This window comes from uncultured Azohydromonas sp. (assembly GCF_937926365.1).
Taxonomy (GTDB): domain Bacteria; phylum Pseudomonadota; class Gammaproteobacteria; order Burkholderiales; family Burkholderiaceae_C; genus Azohydromonas.
This window is the reverse complement of record NZ_CALAOH010000088.1, coordinates 1-13,164: the sequence shown is the minus strand read 5'-3', so window position 1 is coordinate 13,164 and position 13,164 is coordinate 1. Positions and strand designations below refer to the sequence as shown.

Below are 13,164 nucleotides of genomic sequence, written 5' to 3'. Positions count from 1 at the left end.
TGTTCCTCCGTGCTCATAGCGCCTGCCCGGTGACCTGCTGCAGCAGCGCGGTGCCCGCGCTCGGCCAGGCGTCGCCGCGCCAAGCCACGTGCTGGTCGGGGCGCAACAGCGTCAGCCGCGTCGGGTAGAGGTTCGCTATGCCCGGCTCGCTGGGCTGCAGCACTTTCAACGGCACGCCGCAGCGCCCGGCCTGGGCGCGGGCGGCGGCGATGGCGGCCTCGTCGGCGCCCTGGGCCAGCAGCGTGAAGCCGGAGCCGAGGTGGTCGTACAGCGAGCTGCCGTCGTGCAGCCAGGCATGGGGCGCCAGGCAGCCCGGGCGCGACGACGGCACGTAGTTGATGAAGTCGCGCGCCGGCGCGGCGCTGCCGTCCGGCGCGATCACCGGCGAGTCGTCGTAGCGGTAGCCCAGCACCACGCCCAGCGTGGCGAACTCGCGCAGCTTGGTGGCCTGGATGCGCGCGCCGACCTCGCGCCGCAGCCGCTCGCCCCGCTCGCCGGCGTCCTCCAGGCCCTCGGCCACCAGCTGGTTGCCCAACGTGGCGTGGTTGAGCACGGCCTCGTCCAGCACCCACTCGTGCACCGGGCGGCGCTCGGCCTCGTAGCTGTCCAGCAGGGCCGGCCCGCCCCAGCCCTGCAGCACGGCCGCCAGCTTCCAGCCCAGGTCCACGCCGTCGGCCACGCCCATGTTCATGCCGTAGCCGCCGAAGGGAGGGTGCAGGTGGCATGCATCGCCGGCGAGGAAGACACGGCGCTCGCGGTAGCGCTCGCCCAGCAGGCGGCTCGCGACCCACTCGTCCCCGCTGAGCACCTGGTAGGGCAGATCGATGCCCGTGGCGCGGCCGATCAGCGAGCGCGCGTCCAGGTCGGCCAGGCGCGTGCCCTCGGCCACCTGCGTGGGCATGAAGAACCAGGTGTCGCCGCGGTCCATGGGCCCGATGACGCTGGGCACGTCGCGGTTGACCTGCCAGTACATGACGGCCGGGCCATGCCGGTGCGCCTCGGCCAGCCCCGGGGCCCGGAAGATGATGTTGTAGTTGCGCGAGAGGCCGTGCTGCCCCTGCATGCGCACGCCCAGCAGCTCGCGCACCGTGCTGCGCGCGCCGTCGGCGCCGACGAGGTAGTCGGCCCGCACGTCGAGGTCGCGGCCCTGCGCCAGGTCGCGCAGTTGCGCCCGCACCCCTTTGCCGTCCTGCTCGAAGCCGCGCAGCTCGCAGTTGAAGCGCAGCTCGACCTCGGGCAGCGACTGCGCGTACTCGCGCATGACCTCCTCCACCGTGTACTGCGGCACCCATTGCGCGTGCTCGGAGCACAGCGGGTTGCGGCCCGGGGCGCAGTAGAAGGCGTTGTCGAAGCGCGCCAGCGCCGGCCCGGCCAGGCGGGTGACGAACAGGACGTTGGACGGGTAGTCCGCGCCCAGCGGCGAGGCCGCGCGCAGCCGGTCGGCCAAGCCCCAGCGGCGCAGGTGCTCGCGGGTGCGCACGTTGGTGGTCTTGGCGCGCGGGGCCACGCCCACGCGCTCGTTGCGCTCCACCAGCAGGCAGGGCACCCGCCGCCGGCCCAGCTCGATCGCCAGCGCCAGGCCCACCGGCCCGGCCCCCACGATCAGCACCTTCGGCGGCACCTCGCCTGAGCGCCCCCGTGAACTTGTCTCCGCCATCGTTCGACTCCTTGTGCCGCTTGATGCGTGTCAAGCGAATGGAGCGAACTCTAGGAACGACCCACCGATCGCAAAAGATGGCAATATTTCTTCAGCGATACCTGGATCAGATCCCCCGTTTCCCATGAAGCTGCATGCGCTGCGTGACTTCCTGGCCGTGGCCGAGCGTGGCGGGCTGCGCGCGGCAGCCCGGCACCTGGGCCTGCCTCAGCCCGCCCTCACGCGCAGCATCCAGGAGCTGGAGAAGGAGCTGGGCGTCCCGCTGTTCGAGCGCAGCGCCAAGGGCGTGCGGCTCACGCCCATGGGCGAGGTTTTCCTGCGCCGCGCCAACGCCGTGCGCAGCGAGCTGCAGAAGGCCAAGGAGGAGATCGACCAGCTGCGCGGCCGCGCCCACGGCACGGTGACGCTGTGCCTGTCCAGCGTGCCGCACCTGGCGCTACTGCCCAGCGCGCTACAGGCCTTCCGCAGCCGTTTTCCCGAGGTGGACCTGCACGTCATCGACGCGGTGTTTCCCAACGTCGAAGCCGCACTGGTGGAAGGGCGCATCGACTTCTACGTCGGCCCCACGCCGCCGCGGCTGCCGCCGGAGCTGCAGGGCGAGAAGCTCTTCGACAACACGCGGGTCATCATGGGCCGCAAGGGGCACCCGCTGGCCCGGGCGCGCAGCCTGCGCGAGCTGGTCGGCGCACAGTGGATCACCACGTCCATCACCTACAAGGCCGAGGAGGAGCTGGGCCCGCTGTTCGCCGAGCACGGCCTGCCGCCGCCGCGGCTGGTGATGCAGGCGCAGTCCTCGCTGACCTTCCTGGTGTCGATGGTCTATTCCGACCTGCTGATGATGGTGCCCGTGCAGTGGGTGCAATTCCCGCTGTGGCGCGACGTACTGGAGCAAATCCACGTCGAGGAGCCGCTGCCGGCCCCGCCCATCGGCATCGTGCAGCGCGCCGGGTTGCCACTGACACCGGCGGCCGAGTATTTCTGCGACATGGTGCGGCGCGCCAGCGCACAGATCCGGCAAACGCCCTGAATTCCGAACCTGAATTCTCAGCGCAGGACTGAACCAGGGCCGACGGATTTCTTCGGCAAATCCAGGCGCCGTCGCCTGAATCTTTTCAGGCCGCAGGGCAGTTACAGACTCCACGCTGCCGCCAGCATATAAGAAATATGTTCACGCCATCTTTTCAGCCATTTGGCGTAAGCGCTCGCAAACTTGCAAACTACCTCTCCGCACCCTGACTCCCGCATTTCGCAGCCTGTACTCCATCTGCATGGTGCAGGGTCATCGCATTGCGTGAACCTGCTTCAAGCCCTATCCCAATTGGCGTCCATTCAAAAGAAGGAAAAGAAGGCAAATTATCCGCCATTCATGTAGTTACTTTTTTAAATCTTCAGAAACTTTCAGCATCTCATTTGTAGCCCAATTACTGCCGAAACAGCAGGCATACGCTTGATTAGCCCACTACTAATAAACCGGGCATCGAGTGCGGGTCGAGCGACCCGGCAACAAATAACAAACTTGAACCGTGACGGAAATACGCCACGGCTTCTTCAGGCTCGCTCATTTGAACCATTTACCACCTTTTTCAATCATGAACACCCTGAATTCCAGCCGGCAGTCCCGTTTTGTTTTGGGCAGCACCCTTTTTTCCATGGCCGTGATGCTTGCCGCTTGTGGCGGCGGGGCGGAAGACGACACCGCTGCCGTGTCCGAAACTGCGCAGGCGCTCGCGTCGAGCCCGGCCAGCCGCGTGGCGGACGGCGCCGACGTCGCGGCGGAGTCGCTCTCCGGCGGCCGGGCGCCGCTGGCCGACTGGGAAACGCAGGACGACCCGGTCACCTCGCAGATCTTCCTGGCCAGCCAGCAGGCCCAGGCGCCGTCCCTGGAACGCGCCCTGGCGGCGGCCGACACCGACACCCGCGTGAAGTGGAACCCCGGCCACTACATCGCCAGCGGCAAGCGCGATCCGCAGACCGTCGCCAAGATCCTGGCCGAGATCAAGCCGATACCGCAGGTCAAGGGCCTGCTGCTGCGCTACAACTGGTCGCAGCTCGAGACCAGCAAGGGCGTCTACGACTTCTCGAAGATCGACCGCGACCTGGCCGCGGTGTCCGCGCAAGGCAAGCGCCTGTTCGTGATGGTCGGCACCAAGGTCTTCACCGCGGGCGGGCGCGCGGTGCCGAACTACCTGCGCACCGCGGAATACGAGGGCGGCGCCTACAAGATCCGGATCGGTGCCCGTGAAACGCTGGGCAGCAACGATCGCTATGGCGAGAACGCCGCGCTGCACAACGCCAAGGTGCGCAACCGCCTCATTGCGCTGACGAAGGCGCTGGGCACACGCTACAACCGGCACAACGCCTTCGAGGGCGTCATCTTCAACGAGACCGCGATGGGCCAGATGCTGGTACCGCTGACCGACGTCCAGCGCACGGCCTACTTCGACAACCTGGCGCAGGTGGATGCGGCCACGAAGCGGGCCTTCCCCAACACGGTGGTGATGCAGTTCATCAATTTCCCGCGTCCATACATGCAGGGGCTGATCACCCGCATGGTGAACAACAAGGTGGCCGTGGGCGGCCCGGACATCCTGCTGGAGGACCGTGACCTCAACACCTACATCTACCCGCTGTACGACCTGGCCAAGGGCAAGGTGGCGGTGGGCCCGTCGGTGCAGCCCGAGAACTACCTCACCACCACGCAGAACGGCGTGCACAACCCGCCCAGCATCAGCGCCCTCTACAACTTCGGCCGTACCCGGCTGAACGCCAACTACCTGTTCTGGACCCGTTCGCAGGCCGGCACGCCCACGCCCTGGCCGCGCGTGAAGGAGTTCTTCAAGTCCTCCGCCTTCCCCAAGGACGCCAGCGGCGGCCTGACCTCCACCTGCCCCAAGGCCTACACCGCCTGCACGCCGAGCCTCTGAGGCCGGTCCGCTGGGCCCAGGCGCGGCAACGCTGGTGCGTCGTCGGTCAGGACAGGCCGTCCGTCGTCACCGCGTCGCGCCCGCACCTACCAGACAGGCGCCGGGCCAGGGCTGGGGCAAGGGCAGCTCAGGCGTCCGGTGCAGGGCGTCAAAACCTTGTGATGCTAATATTGATGCAGATATGCGTCTCTATTGATGCACAGGAGGGCGTTCATGCGAACCACGGTGACGATAGACGACGAGCTCTACGCCAGGGCGCTGGAACTGGCCGATCCGGCGATGGACAAAGCCGACCTTTTTCGCGAGGCCATCAAGACGTTCGTGCGTGTGCAAGCGGCCAAGCGCTTGGCCGCTTTGGGGGGCTCCGCCCCCCACATGCAAGACGTGCCACGTCGGCGTGAACCGAAGCGCGAGCCGTGAACGTTGTCGTGGACACATCGGTGTGGGTGCACCACTTCCGGTATGGCGAGCCTGCGTTGATGGGCTTGCTCCAGGCTGACCGAGTCCTGGTCCATCCGATGGTTCTTGGAGAAATCGCTTGCGGCACGCCACCGACGCGCGAGCGCACGCTGCAGTGGCTTTCACAGCAGCAGCAACCGATTCAAGCGAGCCTGCAGGAGGTCATGGCGTTCATTGAACGGGAGCAGCTGTACGGCCTGGGTTGTGGCTTGGTAGACATGACGCTGCTGGCATCGACGTTGATGACCCCTGGTGCCTTGCTGTGGACCCGCGACAGGAGCCTGTTGAAGCTCGTCGAACGCTTCAATGCCGCATACCAGGCCACGGCTCACTAGAAACGCTCGGCCCTGTAGCCCGCCGGGATTCGGCGCCCGGGCGCAGGGATTTCCGGGCCTGAGGGGCAACAACCAACGACGAAGGGCGAACATTTCAGCACGGCAACGCTGCGGAGAGACGACATGAGACAGCTGCGCGTGACCATTCCGGATGGGGTCGAGTTCGCGGACCTGTGCCTCAGGCGCGACCTGAACGATGGCCTGGTGCGCTTCAACATGGCGCCCATCGCGGCCATCTGCGAGGCCAGCGCCCTGGATCTCGGCGAGCTCGTGCAAGGCCCACAACCGCTCGTGGGGCTGCTGATCGCGGCCTGGTACGAGGCGCACATCAGCGAAGGCGGCGCACCGGACCCGGTGCAGGAGGACCTCCTGGAAGAGGCGCGGCTGGAGATGGAGCACGGCGGCGGGTTCGCCTACCCACCGGGACACGCCTGAGGCCGGCGCCGCTGCTGCCTCAAGCCCTACGCCCTCGGCCCGGCATGCCCGCTCTCGGGCCGCAGCTTCGCCAGACGCCACATCACGTGCTGCGCGATCTGCCGCGCTGCATCAGGCTCGACCGTCAACCGCGTGGCCAGCCAGGCCGAACGCCGATCCTGCGAAAGCCGCCCCCAGTCGGCAGGCGCAGCCTCCTTGCCCGCGGCCATGCGCTCGATGAGGTTGCCGGCCTCGATCAGCAGTTCGCTGGCATCCGGCTCGCATTGCAGCAGCACGGCGCCGTGCTCGTTCGTGGCCGCGTGCCAGCCCAGCGGCAGTAGCCCGAACAACTCATGGTCCAGCCAGGGCGAGGCATCGAAGGGGGCCGCAGCCATGCCCGTGGACGGCTCGGCCGCGTCTTCGGGCCACAGTTCGATGGCGCCGGGCCCGATGCGGCCCAGCCGGTAGGCCTTGACCAAGCGCGCGTGGTCACGGCGACAGGCGTCCAGAACTTGATCCATCTCGCTCTTCTGAATCGACCGCGTCGGCAGGGCGTCATTGCACACCAGGGCCGCTCAACGGCCGAGGTCCGCATCCGCCAGCAGCAGATCGCGCCGCACGATTCCTTGCAGGGGTTGCCCGGTCGAATGGCTCATGAAGGTTGTCAAGGTGGCGGGTTCCGGGTGACGGACCACGAGGCCAAGTCGCGGGCCGGCGGCAACGTGGAGCAGTTGGCCGCGGCGGAGCCACAGTTTGCGGCACGACACGGAGCCAGAGGCTGCAGGAGCCACCACGTCACTTGGGAACTCATGCTGCCGGGCCGCGCGGCCACGGCGCCCGCTCAACGACCTGGTGGCGTGGGCAACCGATCTGCCTGGGCGTGAGCCCCTTCGACTTCGCCGGCCGGGTTGAAGCACGCGCCACCAACCCCGACGGCCTGCGGCGGGCGTATCGGATGTGTCGATCACTTGCGACCCCCCCTGGCGGAGGAACAAGTGGTTGCCCCTCCCTCAGGGATCAAGCGAATCGCAACAGTGGGTGCCCGCTTCAGGCCGCCTACTGCGCCGCTTGTTCCACGACCACGAAGGATCGATGCACAAACACGCCGTCATGAGCGACCCCTTGGTCGTCGCCGCGGACCGCTACGCCGAGCAGGTGCACCCGGCACCCCGCCGCCGGCGCGAGCATGCCGTGTCGAAGCTAGTTGCCGCCTATATCGCCCGCCCGGAGGTGGTGGCCGCGGCAGCGCTGCACGAGGCACCCCGGCACTGCGGCTTTGGAGAGCTCCGCTCCCGCTTCGGTGAGCCGACCGCCCGGCTGGTGGCCGAAGTCAGCCATGCACGGGTCCGCGGCCGGGCGAACCAGCACGCGCGCGTGGCATTGGAAACCAAGCGGCTGCAGCGCTTGAGTCCGGAAGCCCAGTCGATCCGCGTCGCCACGCTGATCCAGCGTACCCAGCGCTTGCTGAACCAGCCGCTGATGCTCGCGCGCGTGGGGTTGTTTCAGACCTGCGCGGAATTGGCGGCGCTGGAGGATGCGCATCCCGTGCTGAACAGCATCGCGCGCAAACTCTGCGGCGCGGCATCGCGCCATCTGGCGGCTGGTGCAGCGCAGGAGGCTTGATTCAGAACGCGGGTTGGATTTCAGGCCGGCGTGGCATGCGAAGCCCGGCCATAGCGAAGCCCCAGCGTCCTGGCCGAGCCTTCAAGCCATCCGTCCAGCCAGTCCGACTCCTCTGGACTTCCTTGCGTATAAGGACATGGAGTCTGGAAGACTTCACCTGCCTCGAAGCCCTCTTCCCATGCCTTTGCGTCTTCGCTTTGCGACACGTCAAATCATTGGAGTTGCTGATATGGCACCTGTTCGGCAAGCAGCAGGCGTGATCAAGAGGGCTGTATGACCAAGTTACAACGGTAGCAACTACCGATAATTCATGCCGGCGGGCGCCCCGCCCGCAGCTTCCCGAGCAGTTGTGCCAGCTGCGCCTGCTCGCCCGCATCAAGGCTGCTCAGCAGGTCCTTCGCCAGCACCCGGCGCTCGGCGCGCATGCGCGCATGGATGGCCTCGCCGCCCTCCGTGATGAAGAGGCACTGCGCGCGCCGGTCCTTGGCATGCGCCTCGCGCCGGATCAGCCCCTCCTGCTCCAGGTGCTGGATCAGCCGCGTGAGCTGGCCCTTGTCGCGCCCGCTGTGCCGCGCCAGGTCACCCGCCGTGCAGCCTGGGCGGCGGGCGACGTGCAGTAGCACGCGCAGCTCCATCGGGCTCACCGGCAGCTCGGCTTCGCGCATGAGCCGGTGCATCTCGCCGCGGAAGGCGAATAGCAGCGCGTCGAGCTGATCCACGACCTCATCAGCCGGATTGGCAGCAGGGTTCCTTGGCGGCATTGTTGACAAAGTCAAGTTAGTCAAAGACTATAAGTTGATATTATCAATCAATTAGAAGCAATGTCCCACCCTGATGGCGATGCCGCCATTTCCCCGCAAGTCCGCCGCGTGCGCCACCCGCTGCAGGTACGCGCCGAAAGCCACACGGCCCAGGCCGTGCGCGAAATGCTGGTGGGACAGTCCGGCCCACACCTGTTCTGATGCCCATCCCCGAAACGCCCGCGCCCATGCCTTTTCCCATGGCGACGCCCTCGTCCACCACGCTACCTGCCACAGCGGGCGTGCAAGGCAGCCTGCTGTTGCTGCTGGCCCTGCTGATGGCCTTCGGTCCGCTGGCCATCGACATGTACCTGCCGGCCCTGCCCGCCATCGCGGCGGAGTTGCACGCCAGCAGCGGCGCCGTGCAAGCCACGCTGGCGGTTTACCTGGCAGGCATGGCCGGCGGCCAGCTCTTTTACGGCACGCTGGCGGACCGCTTCGGCCGGCGACTGCCCCTGCTCATCGGCCTGGCACTGTTCGTCCTCGCCTCGCTGGGCTGCGCACAGGCCCAGAGCGTGCCGGCATTGACGGCGTAGCGGCTCGTGCAGGCGCTGGGCGGCTGCGTCGGCGTGGTCATGCCGCTGACCATCGTGGCCGACCGCGTGCACGGCGCCACCGACACGGCGCGGGTCATGTCGCACCTGATGGCCGTGCTGGGCCTGGCACCGATTGCCGCGCCGACGCTGGGCGGCGCCGTGCAGGCGCTGGTGGGCTGGCGTGGCATCTTCGCCGTGCTGGCGGCGCTGGGCGCCCTGGCCTGGCTGCTGGTGTGGCGCACGCTGCCCGAGACGCTGCCGCCGTCGGCACGCCAGCACCCGCCGCAGCCCTGGCGCCACGTCCTGCGTGGCTACGCCGGCCTGCTGACGCAGCGGCGCTTCATCGCACCCGCCCTGGCCGGGGCGATGGCGCGTTCGGGCATGTTCGTCTACATCAGCGCCAGCGCCTTTGTCTTCATCCGCCACCTCGGCCTGAGCCTGCTGGCCTTCAGCGGCGTGTTCGCGGCCAATGCCCTGGCGCTGGTGCTGTCCGCGCAGGTCAATGCAAGGCTGGTGCGCCGCCACGGGCCGCGAGGCGTGCTGCGCTGGTCACTGCCCGGGCTGGTGGCCGCGGGCTCGTTCCTGGCGCTGCTCGGCGCGACGGATGGCGCCGCGCTGTGGCTGGTGGTGGCGGGGCTGATGCTGTTCATGGGCCTGCTGGGCTTTGTCACCTCCAACACGACGGCGCTGGCGATGAGCGGCCATCCCCAGCAGCAGCGCGGCACCGCTTCGGGGCTGCTTGGCACGCTGCAGTTCGCGTGCGGTGCCCTGGCGGGCGCGGCCCTGAGCCTGGGCGGAGACACCGGGCCGCTGGCCATGGGCGTGGCCATGGCCGGCTGTGCGGCACTGGCCTGGAGCGCGTTGCGCCTCCAGCCCTCGAAGACCGGCGACGGGCGCTGAACCGGAGGCTGCCAGCTTCCTTGGCGAAGGCAAGCGCAACGATGAACGAACTGATCCTGGCGCGCCTTGCCGCTGGAAGTCGGCACAAAGCTCCTGCGCCTTGTCTTGAGCAACGGGGAGCGAACGCACCGTACATCGACCAAGCACGAATTTGGGCCAGCGATAATCGAACTAATCTTTGGGCATTTTTCCAAGGGCGATTTGTATAGCTCACGGCCTGGTAAAGGTTTCGTATTGCACACCAGTGAGTTACTGGCGCAGGTAGTTCGACCCCAGCCGTGAGGCCCGAAAGATCCTGCGCGAGGCGTTCCTGGCAGGTCGGAGCCGGTTTCCCAGGCTGGGAAACATCCACGCCAGCACGGCCGGGCTCCGGACCACATAGTCAGCGAACCCGGCTTGGCCGATATGAATGGTGCCCATGCCCGGGCATGAGAGCCAGGCTCGCCGGGAATGGAAGGCGTTTCCCAGGCTGGGAAACGCTGCGCGCCGCCCTTGCCTGGTGCAACTCGGCACATGCAAGGGCCGCTTGATGAGTCGGCTCTGGTTGCTGTGCCGTCTGCACGCTCGCCTGAATACCACCTCTCTGGATGAAGCCTCACGCTTTGAAAGTGGTGAGGCCAATGCGTGCAGACCGTTTCCCAGCCTGGGAAAACGCCAGGCACCGAGTCTCATGGCATCAGCGGAGGCACGACATTGCCGTCGGCGCCGCACAGCGCCTTTGGGCCGGCTCGCAAGAGCCAAGGCGGCAGGTAAGTGAGGTCCCCGACGCCACGCCGCAAGACACCGCCCGTACTGCGGCCGTCTCATGGTGCTACCGCCAGGCCTGCCCAAAGCCGCTGCCGGCAACCAGCGCCGCTGAACCCGGAACTGCCTCAGACGAGCGCCGACTGCACGCACGCCACCGGCCGCCTCCGTGGCGCGGCTGCAGGCGCGGCGATGTCAGGCCGCTCGCGGCAACGGCATCCCGGCCGGTTTCCCAGGCTGGGAAAGTGCGGATGCCGGCGCGCCACGGGACGACACAACACGTCACAGGCAAGCCAACCCGCGCACCGGAACGCAAGCGCAGGCACCAGCTCCCCCGCTTGGCGGCCTGAAACCCGTGCGCCGCAGCAGCACTGTTGTGCACAAGCATCAGCTGCTCATGGCTTCAACAAAACCGTCGCATGTTTTTTTGACACTGAAACTAGTCTTCATAAAATTGCGCCCGCAATAACTTCTAGAGGGCTTTTGTCATGGCAACCGTCATCGGCGTCCTGAACCAGAAGGGCGGCGTCGGCAAGACGACGACGTCGGTGCACCTGGCGTCGGTGCTCGCCGAGCATGGAGCCAGCGTCGTCGTGGTGGACGCGGACCCTCAGAACAACGCAAAGAAATTCATTGGTCGCGCACGCAACGGATTTCCCGCTGAAGCGGTGAGCATCGCCGAAATGAAGGTGCCGCTGTCGGACGTGCTGAGCATGCTGAACGACGAGTACGACTACATCGTCGTGGATGGGCCGCCCAGCAAGCACTCGCCCGCCACCAAGGCCACGATGGCCGCGGCGGACGTGGTGGTGGTGCCGGTGCGCCCAGCCTATGACGACATGGAGTCCACGCAGGAGTTCGCCGACGAACTGCGGGCAACGTGCCTGGAACTGGGCCGTACCCCGCTGGTTCGGCTGCTGGTCACGGTGAACGAGGACTTCGCCATCAACAAGGTGGTGCGCACCGTGCTGCCCGGAGCCACGCATCTGGAGATGCTCCAGGCCGTGATGCCCAAACGCACGTCCTTCCCCACGGCGTCGCCGGCGGGCATGCCGGTGACGGCATTCACGGACAAGGTGGCGAAGTCAGCGATGCGGGGCGTTCGCGACGAGCTGCTCGTGCTCATAGGGCAGGAGCCCATGGGAGAGCCCGCGAGCGAGTCGCAGCGGCCCGCCGCGCAGAAAGCAGAACCCAAGCCCCGAAAGGCCAGGAAGGCGTCCGGCAAGAAGGCCGCCGCCGGCCGCGCGGCCGGTGCAGCCACGGCTGCGCGGCACTGAGCACGAAGACGCTTGGAGACCCAGACCATGGCAGACAAGACCCCGACTCCGGCCGCAGGCGCGGGCATCAAGCGCAGCAGCCTGCAAGAGCGGTTGATGGCGCAGATCGGCCAGAACCAGCAAGGCGCCTCTTCCGGCCAGGACGCCGACAAGTTCGACGCGGCCAGGCGGCTCGAAGCCAGGACCGTGCAGGAGGCCATCACGGCTGGCGGCGCGCAGGACGCAGCGCTTCTGCAGGGCCATCCGATCGCGGCACTGGTCGGCTCGGCATCCTCCGGCACCGCGGCGGATGCCGCTCCCGCACTGCCCAGGTTCACGCCGGGCATGCCGCTCCAGGTCGGGATGCGCCTTGAGGTGATGCTGGACGATCTGCAGGACAGTCCGGTGCAGCCCCGGGTGTTCCTCAACGCCGAGCGACTGCAGGAAATGAAGGCCTCGCTCGCCGAGAACGGGCAGCTGCAGCACGCGCAGGTGCTCATGCCTCGGCCGGGTGAGACCAAGCTCACCCTGCGGGAAGGGCACACGCGGCGCAGATTGCTGCGCGAGCTCGGCAAGCAGGCCATGAGCGTCGAGGTGGTGGCCCCGGGCAAGTCGGAAGAGGACGAGGCGGTCCTTGCGCGCGAGGTGAACCATCGCCGCAGCGAGATCACCATTTACGACATCGCCGTGCGCCTGTGCCAGTTCCTGGACCGGCATCGGGCCGAAGGCAGGGAGCCGCCACCCGGCGAAGTGCTCGCGCGCCGCTTCGGTCTCAGCAGTGGCAGCCGCGTGAGCGAATACATGGCCATTGGCCGCTTGCCCGAGTCACTGCTGCAGTTGCTGTTCGACGGCAACGTCGGACGGGGCTCGGCGTACCAGGTAGCGCTCGTGTTCAAGAGGCAGGGACTCAAGGAAGCGCTGAAGCTGGTCAACCGAATCACACGCGTCAGGAGGGCGCCCGAGACCCTGGAGGAAGACCGGGAGGGTGGTGCGGCACCGGCGTCGGCTGAAGCCGCCGGTCGCCGCCAGAAGACCCTGGCACTGGCCATGGTCGATGGCCCACTCAAGGGCGGCGTCAAGCTGATGACCAGCGGCGAGTTGGTGCTCAGGCTCAAACCGAACAAGGCCGGCGACGGGGCCGGCGCCGCCTTGCATGCGAAGCTGCTCCAGGTGCTCCGCGATGCCGGCATGGAAGTGACCGCGGCTGCCACGGAGCCGGCCAGCCATTGATCCGCTCTCGTTCCAAGACACGGCCCTCCCGTGAGTCGTGTCCCGGGACGGATGGCGACGCCGGTGGGACGCGCGGAAACCGCCGGGCACGGCAACCAGGCGGCGTTCACCAAGCGGGGCCAAGGTGCGAACTTTTGTGCTGTCTGCCGCGCACTGCCCAAAGCGCGAGGTTTTGTAGTGCACGGGAGTGCCCGCGCTGACGCGGACTCATTCCAGTTCTTGATGCCGACTTAACACTACTCTGCCAAGTTACTCACGCCGATGCAGAACAACTGCGGCGCCGCAA

General features: G+C 67.4%; 12 protein-coding genes and 1 pseudogene. 10 read left to right on the top strand and 3 right to left on the bottom strand.

Going from position 1 to position 13,164, the window contains the following annotated elements; translation table 11 throughout:
- Positions 1-13: 13 nt before the first annotated feature.
- Positions 14-1,657 carry an FAD-dependent monooxygenase gene (locus tag Q0741_RS08935; RefSeq protein WP_298232852.1) on the bottom strand — a complete coding sequence of 548 codons (1,644 nt, stop codon included), beginning with the start codon at positions 1,655-1,657 and terminating at the stop codon, positions 14-16.
- A 124-nt stretch (positions 1,658-1,781) separates the two neighbouring features.
- On the opposite strand from Q0741_RS08935, the gene Q0741_RS08930 reads away from it, so the two are divergent.
- From Q0741_RS08930 to Q0741_RS08910, 5 genes are all read left to right on the top strand, one after another.
- Positions 1,782-2,684, top strand: a complete 903-nt coding sequence (locus Q0741_RS08930; RefSeq protein WP_298232851.1) for a LysR substrate-binding domain-containing protein — start codon at positions 1,782-1,784, stop codon at positions 2,682-2,684.
- A gap of 676 nt (positions 2,685-3,360) precedes the next feature.
- Positions 3,361-4,581, top strand: a complete 1,221-nt coding sequence (locus tag Q0741_RS08925) for a hypothetical protein (RefSeq protein WP_298232850.1) — start codon at positions 3,361-3,363, stop codon at positions 4,579-4,581.
- A gap of 213 nt (positions 4,582-4,794) precedes the next feature.
- Entirely contained in the window at positions 4,795-5,001 is a 207-nt protein-coding gene (locus tag Q0741_RS08920) for a type II toxin-antitoxin system VapB family antitoxin (protein ID WP_298232849.1), read from the top strand.
- A complete protein-coding gene (locus Q0741_RS08915; protein WP_298232848.1) occupies positions 4,998-5,375 on the top strand; it encodes a VapC toxin family PIN domain ribonuclease in 378 nt (125 codons plus the stop codon). The genes Q0741_RS08920 and Q0741_RS08915 overlap by 4 nt, the downstream gene beginning before the upstream one ends.
- 123 nt (positions 5,376-5,498) lie before the next feature.
- A complete protein-coding gene (locus Q0741_RS08910; protein ID WP_298232847.1) occupies positions 5,499-5,810 on the top strand; it encodes a hypothetical protein in 312 nt (103 codons plus the stop codon).
- A 26-nt stretch (positions 5,811-5,836) separates the two neighbouring features.
- On the opposite strand, the gene Q0741_RS08905 is transcribed toward Q0741_RS08910, so the two are convergent.
- Entirely contained in the window at positions 5,837-6,310 is a 474-nt protein-coding gene (locus tag Q0741_RS08905) for a hypothetical protein (RefSeq protein ID WP_298232846.1), read from the bottom strand.
- Between the two features lie 589 nt (positions 6,311-6,899).
- On the opposite strand from Q0741_RS08905, the gene Q0741_RS08900 reads away from it, so the two are divergent.
- A complete protein-coding gene (locus tag Q0741_RS08900) occupies positions 6,900-7,412 on the top strand; it encodes an HD domain-containing protein (protein WP_298232845.1) in 513 nt (170 codons plus the stop codon).
- 308 nt (positions 7,413-7,720) lie between these two features.
- Here the strand turns inward: Q0741_RS08900 and Q0741_RS08895 are convergent, their stop codons facing one another.
- Complete coding sequence (locus Q0741_RS08895; RefSeq protein WP_298232844.1) at positions 7,721-8,131, bottom strand: MarR family transcriptional regulator; 411 nt, start codon at positions 8,129-8,131, stop codon at positions 7,721-7,723.
- 102 nt (positions 8,132-8,233) lie between these two features.
- Between Q0741_RS08895 and Q0741_RS08890 the strand changes: the two genes are divergently transcribed.
- The 4 genes and pseudogenes from Q0741_RS08890 to Q0741_RS08875 all read left to right on the top strand — a co-directional run bounded on the left by Q0741_RS08890 (position 8,234) and on the right by Q0741_RS08875 (position 12,878).
- The gene (locus Q0741_RS08890) at positions 8,234-8,374 is read left to right on the top strand and encodes a hypothetical protein (protein WP_298232843.1); all 141 of its coding nucleotides are present in this window, start codon (positions 8,234-8,236) and stop codon (positions 8,372-8,374) included.
- Positions 8,374-9,648: pseudogene (locus tag Q0741_RS08885) on the top strand (multidrug effflux MFS transporter). Before Q0741_RS08890 ends, Q0741_RS08885 begins: the two are co-directional and overlap by 1 nt.
- Before the next feature lie 1,232 nt (positions 9,649-10,880).
- Positions 10,881-11,669: a ParA family protein gene (locus Q0741_RS08880; RefSeq protein ID WP_298232842.1), complete on the top strand. Its 789-nt coding sequence runs from the start codon at positions 10,881-10,883 to the stop codon at positions 11,667-11,669.
- A 27-nt stretch (positions 11,670-11,696) separates the two neighbouring features.
- Positions 11,697-12,878 carry a ParB N-terminal domain-containing protein gene (locus tag Q0741_RS08875; RefSeq protein WP_298232841.1) on the top strand — a complete coding sequence of 394 codons (1,182 nt, stop codon included), beginning with the start codon at positions 11,697-11,699 and terminating at the stop codon, positions 12,876-12,878.
- The last annotated feature ends 286 nt before the right edge of the window (positions 12,879-13,164 follow it).

Excerpts from the sequence above, each read along its gene's own strand:
- Q0741_RS08900 (WP_298232845.1), top strand. The coding sequence starts at position 6,900 with ATGAGCGACCCCTTGGTCGTCGCCGCGGACCGCTACGCCGAGCAGGTG.
- Q0741_RS08875 (WP_298232841.1), top strand. The coding sequence starts at position 11,697 with ATGGCAGACAAGACCCCGACTCCGGCCGCAGGCGCGGGCATCAAGCGC.
- Q0741_RS08935 (WP_298232852.1), bottom strand. The coding sequence starts at position 1,657 with ATGGCGGAGACAAGTTCACGGGGGCGCTCAGGCGAGGTGCCGCCGAAG.
- Q0741_RS08890 (WP_298232843.1), top strand. The coding sequence starts at position 8,234 with ATGTCCCACCCTGATGGCGATGCCGCCATTTCCCCGCAAGTCCGCCGC.
- Q0741_RS08880 (WP_298232842.1), top strand. The coding sequence starts at position 10,881 with ATGGCAACCGTCATCGGCGTCCTGAACCAGAAGGGCGGCGTCGGCAAG.
- Q0741_RS08905 (WP_298232846.1), bottom strand. The coding sequence starts at position 6,310 with ATGGATCAAGTTCTGGACGCCTGTCGCCGTGACCACGCGCGCTTGGTC.
- Q0741_RS08930 (WP_298232851.1), top strand. The coding sequence starts at position 1,782 with ATGAAGCTGCATGCGCTGCGTGACTTCCTGGCCGTGGCCGAGCGTGGC.
- Q0741_RS08910 (WP_298232847.1), top strand. The coding sequence starts at position 5,499 with ATGAGACAGCTGCGCGTGACCATTCCGGATGGGGTCGAGTTCGCGGAC.
- Q0741_RS08920 (WP_298232849.1), top strand. The coding sequence starts at position 4,795 with ATGCGAACCACGGTGACGATAGACGACGAGCTCTACGCCAGGGCGCTG.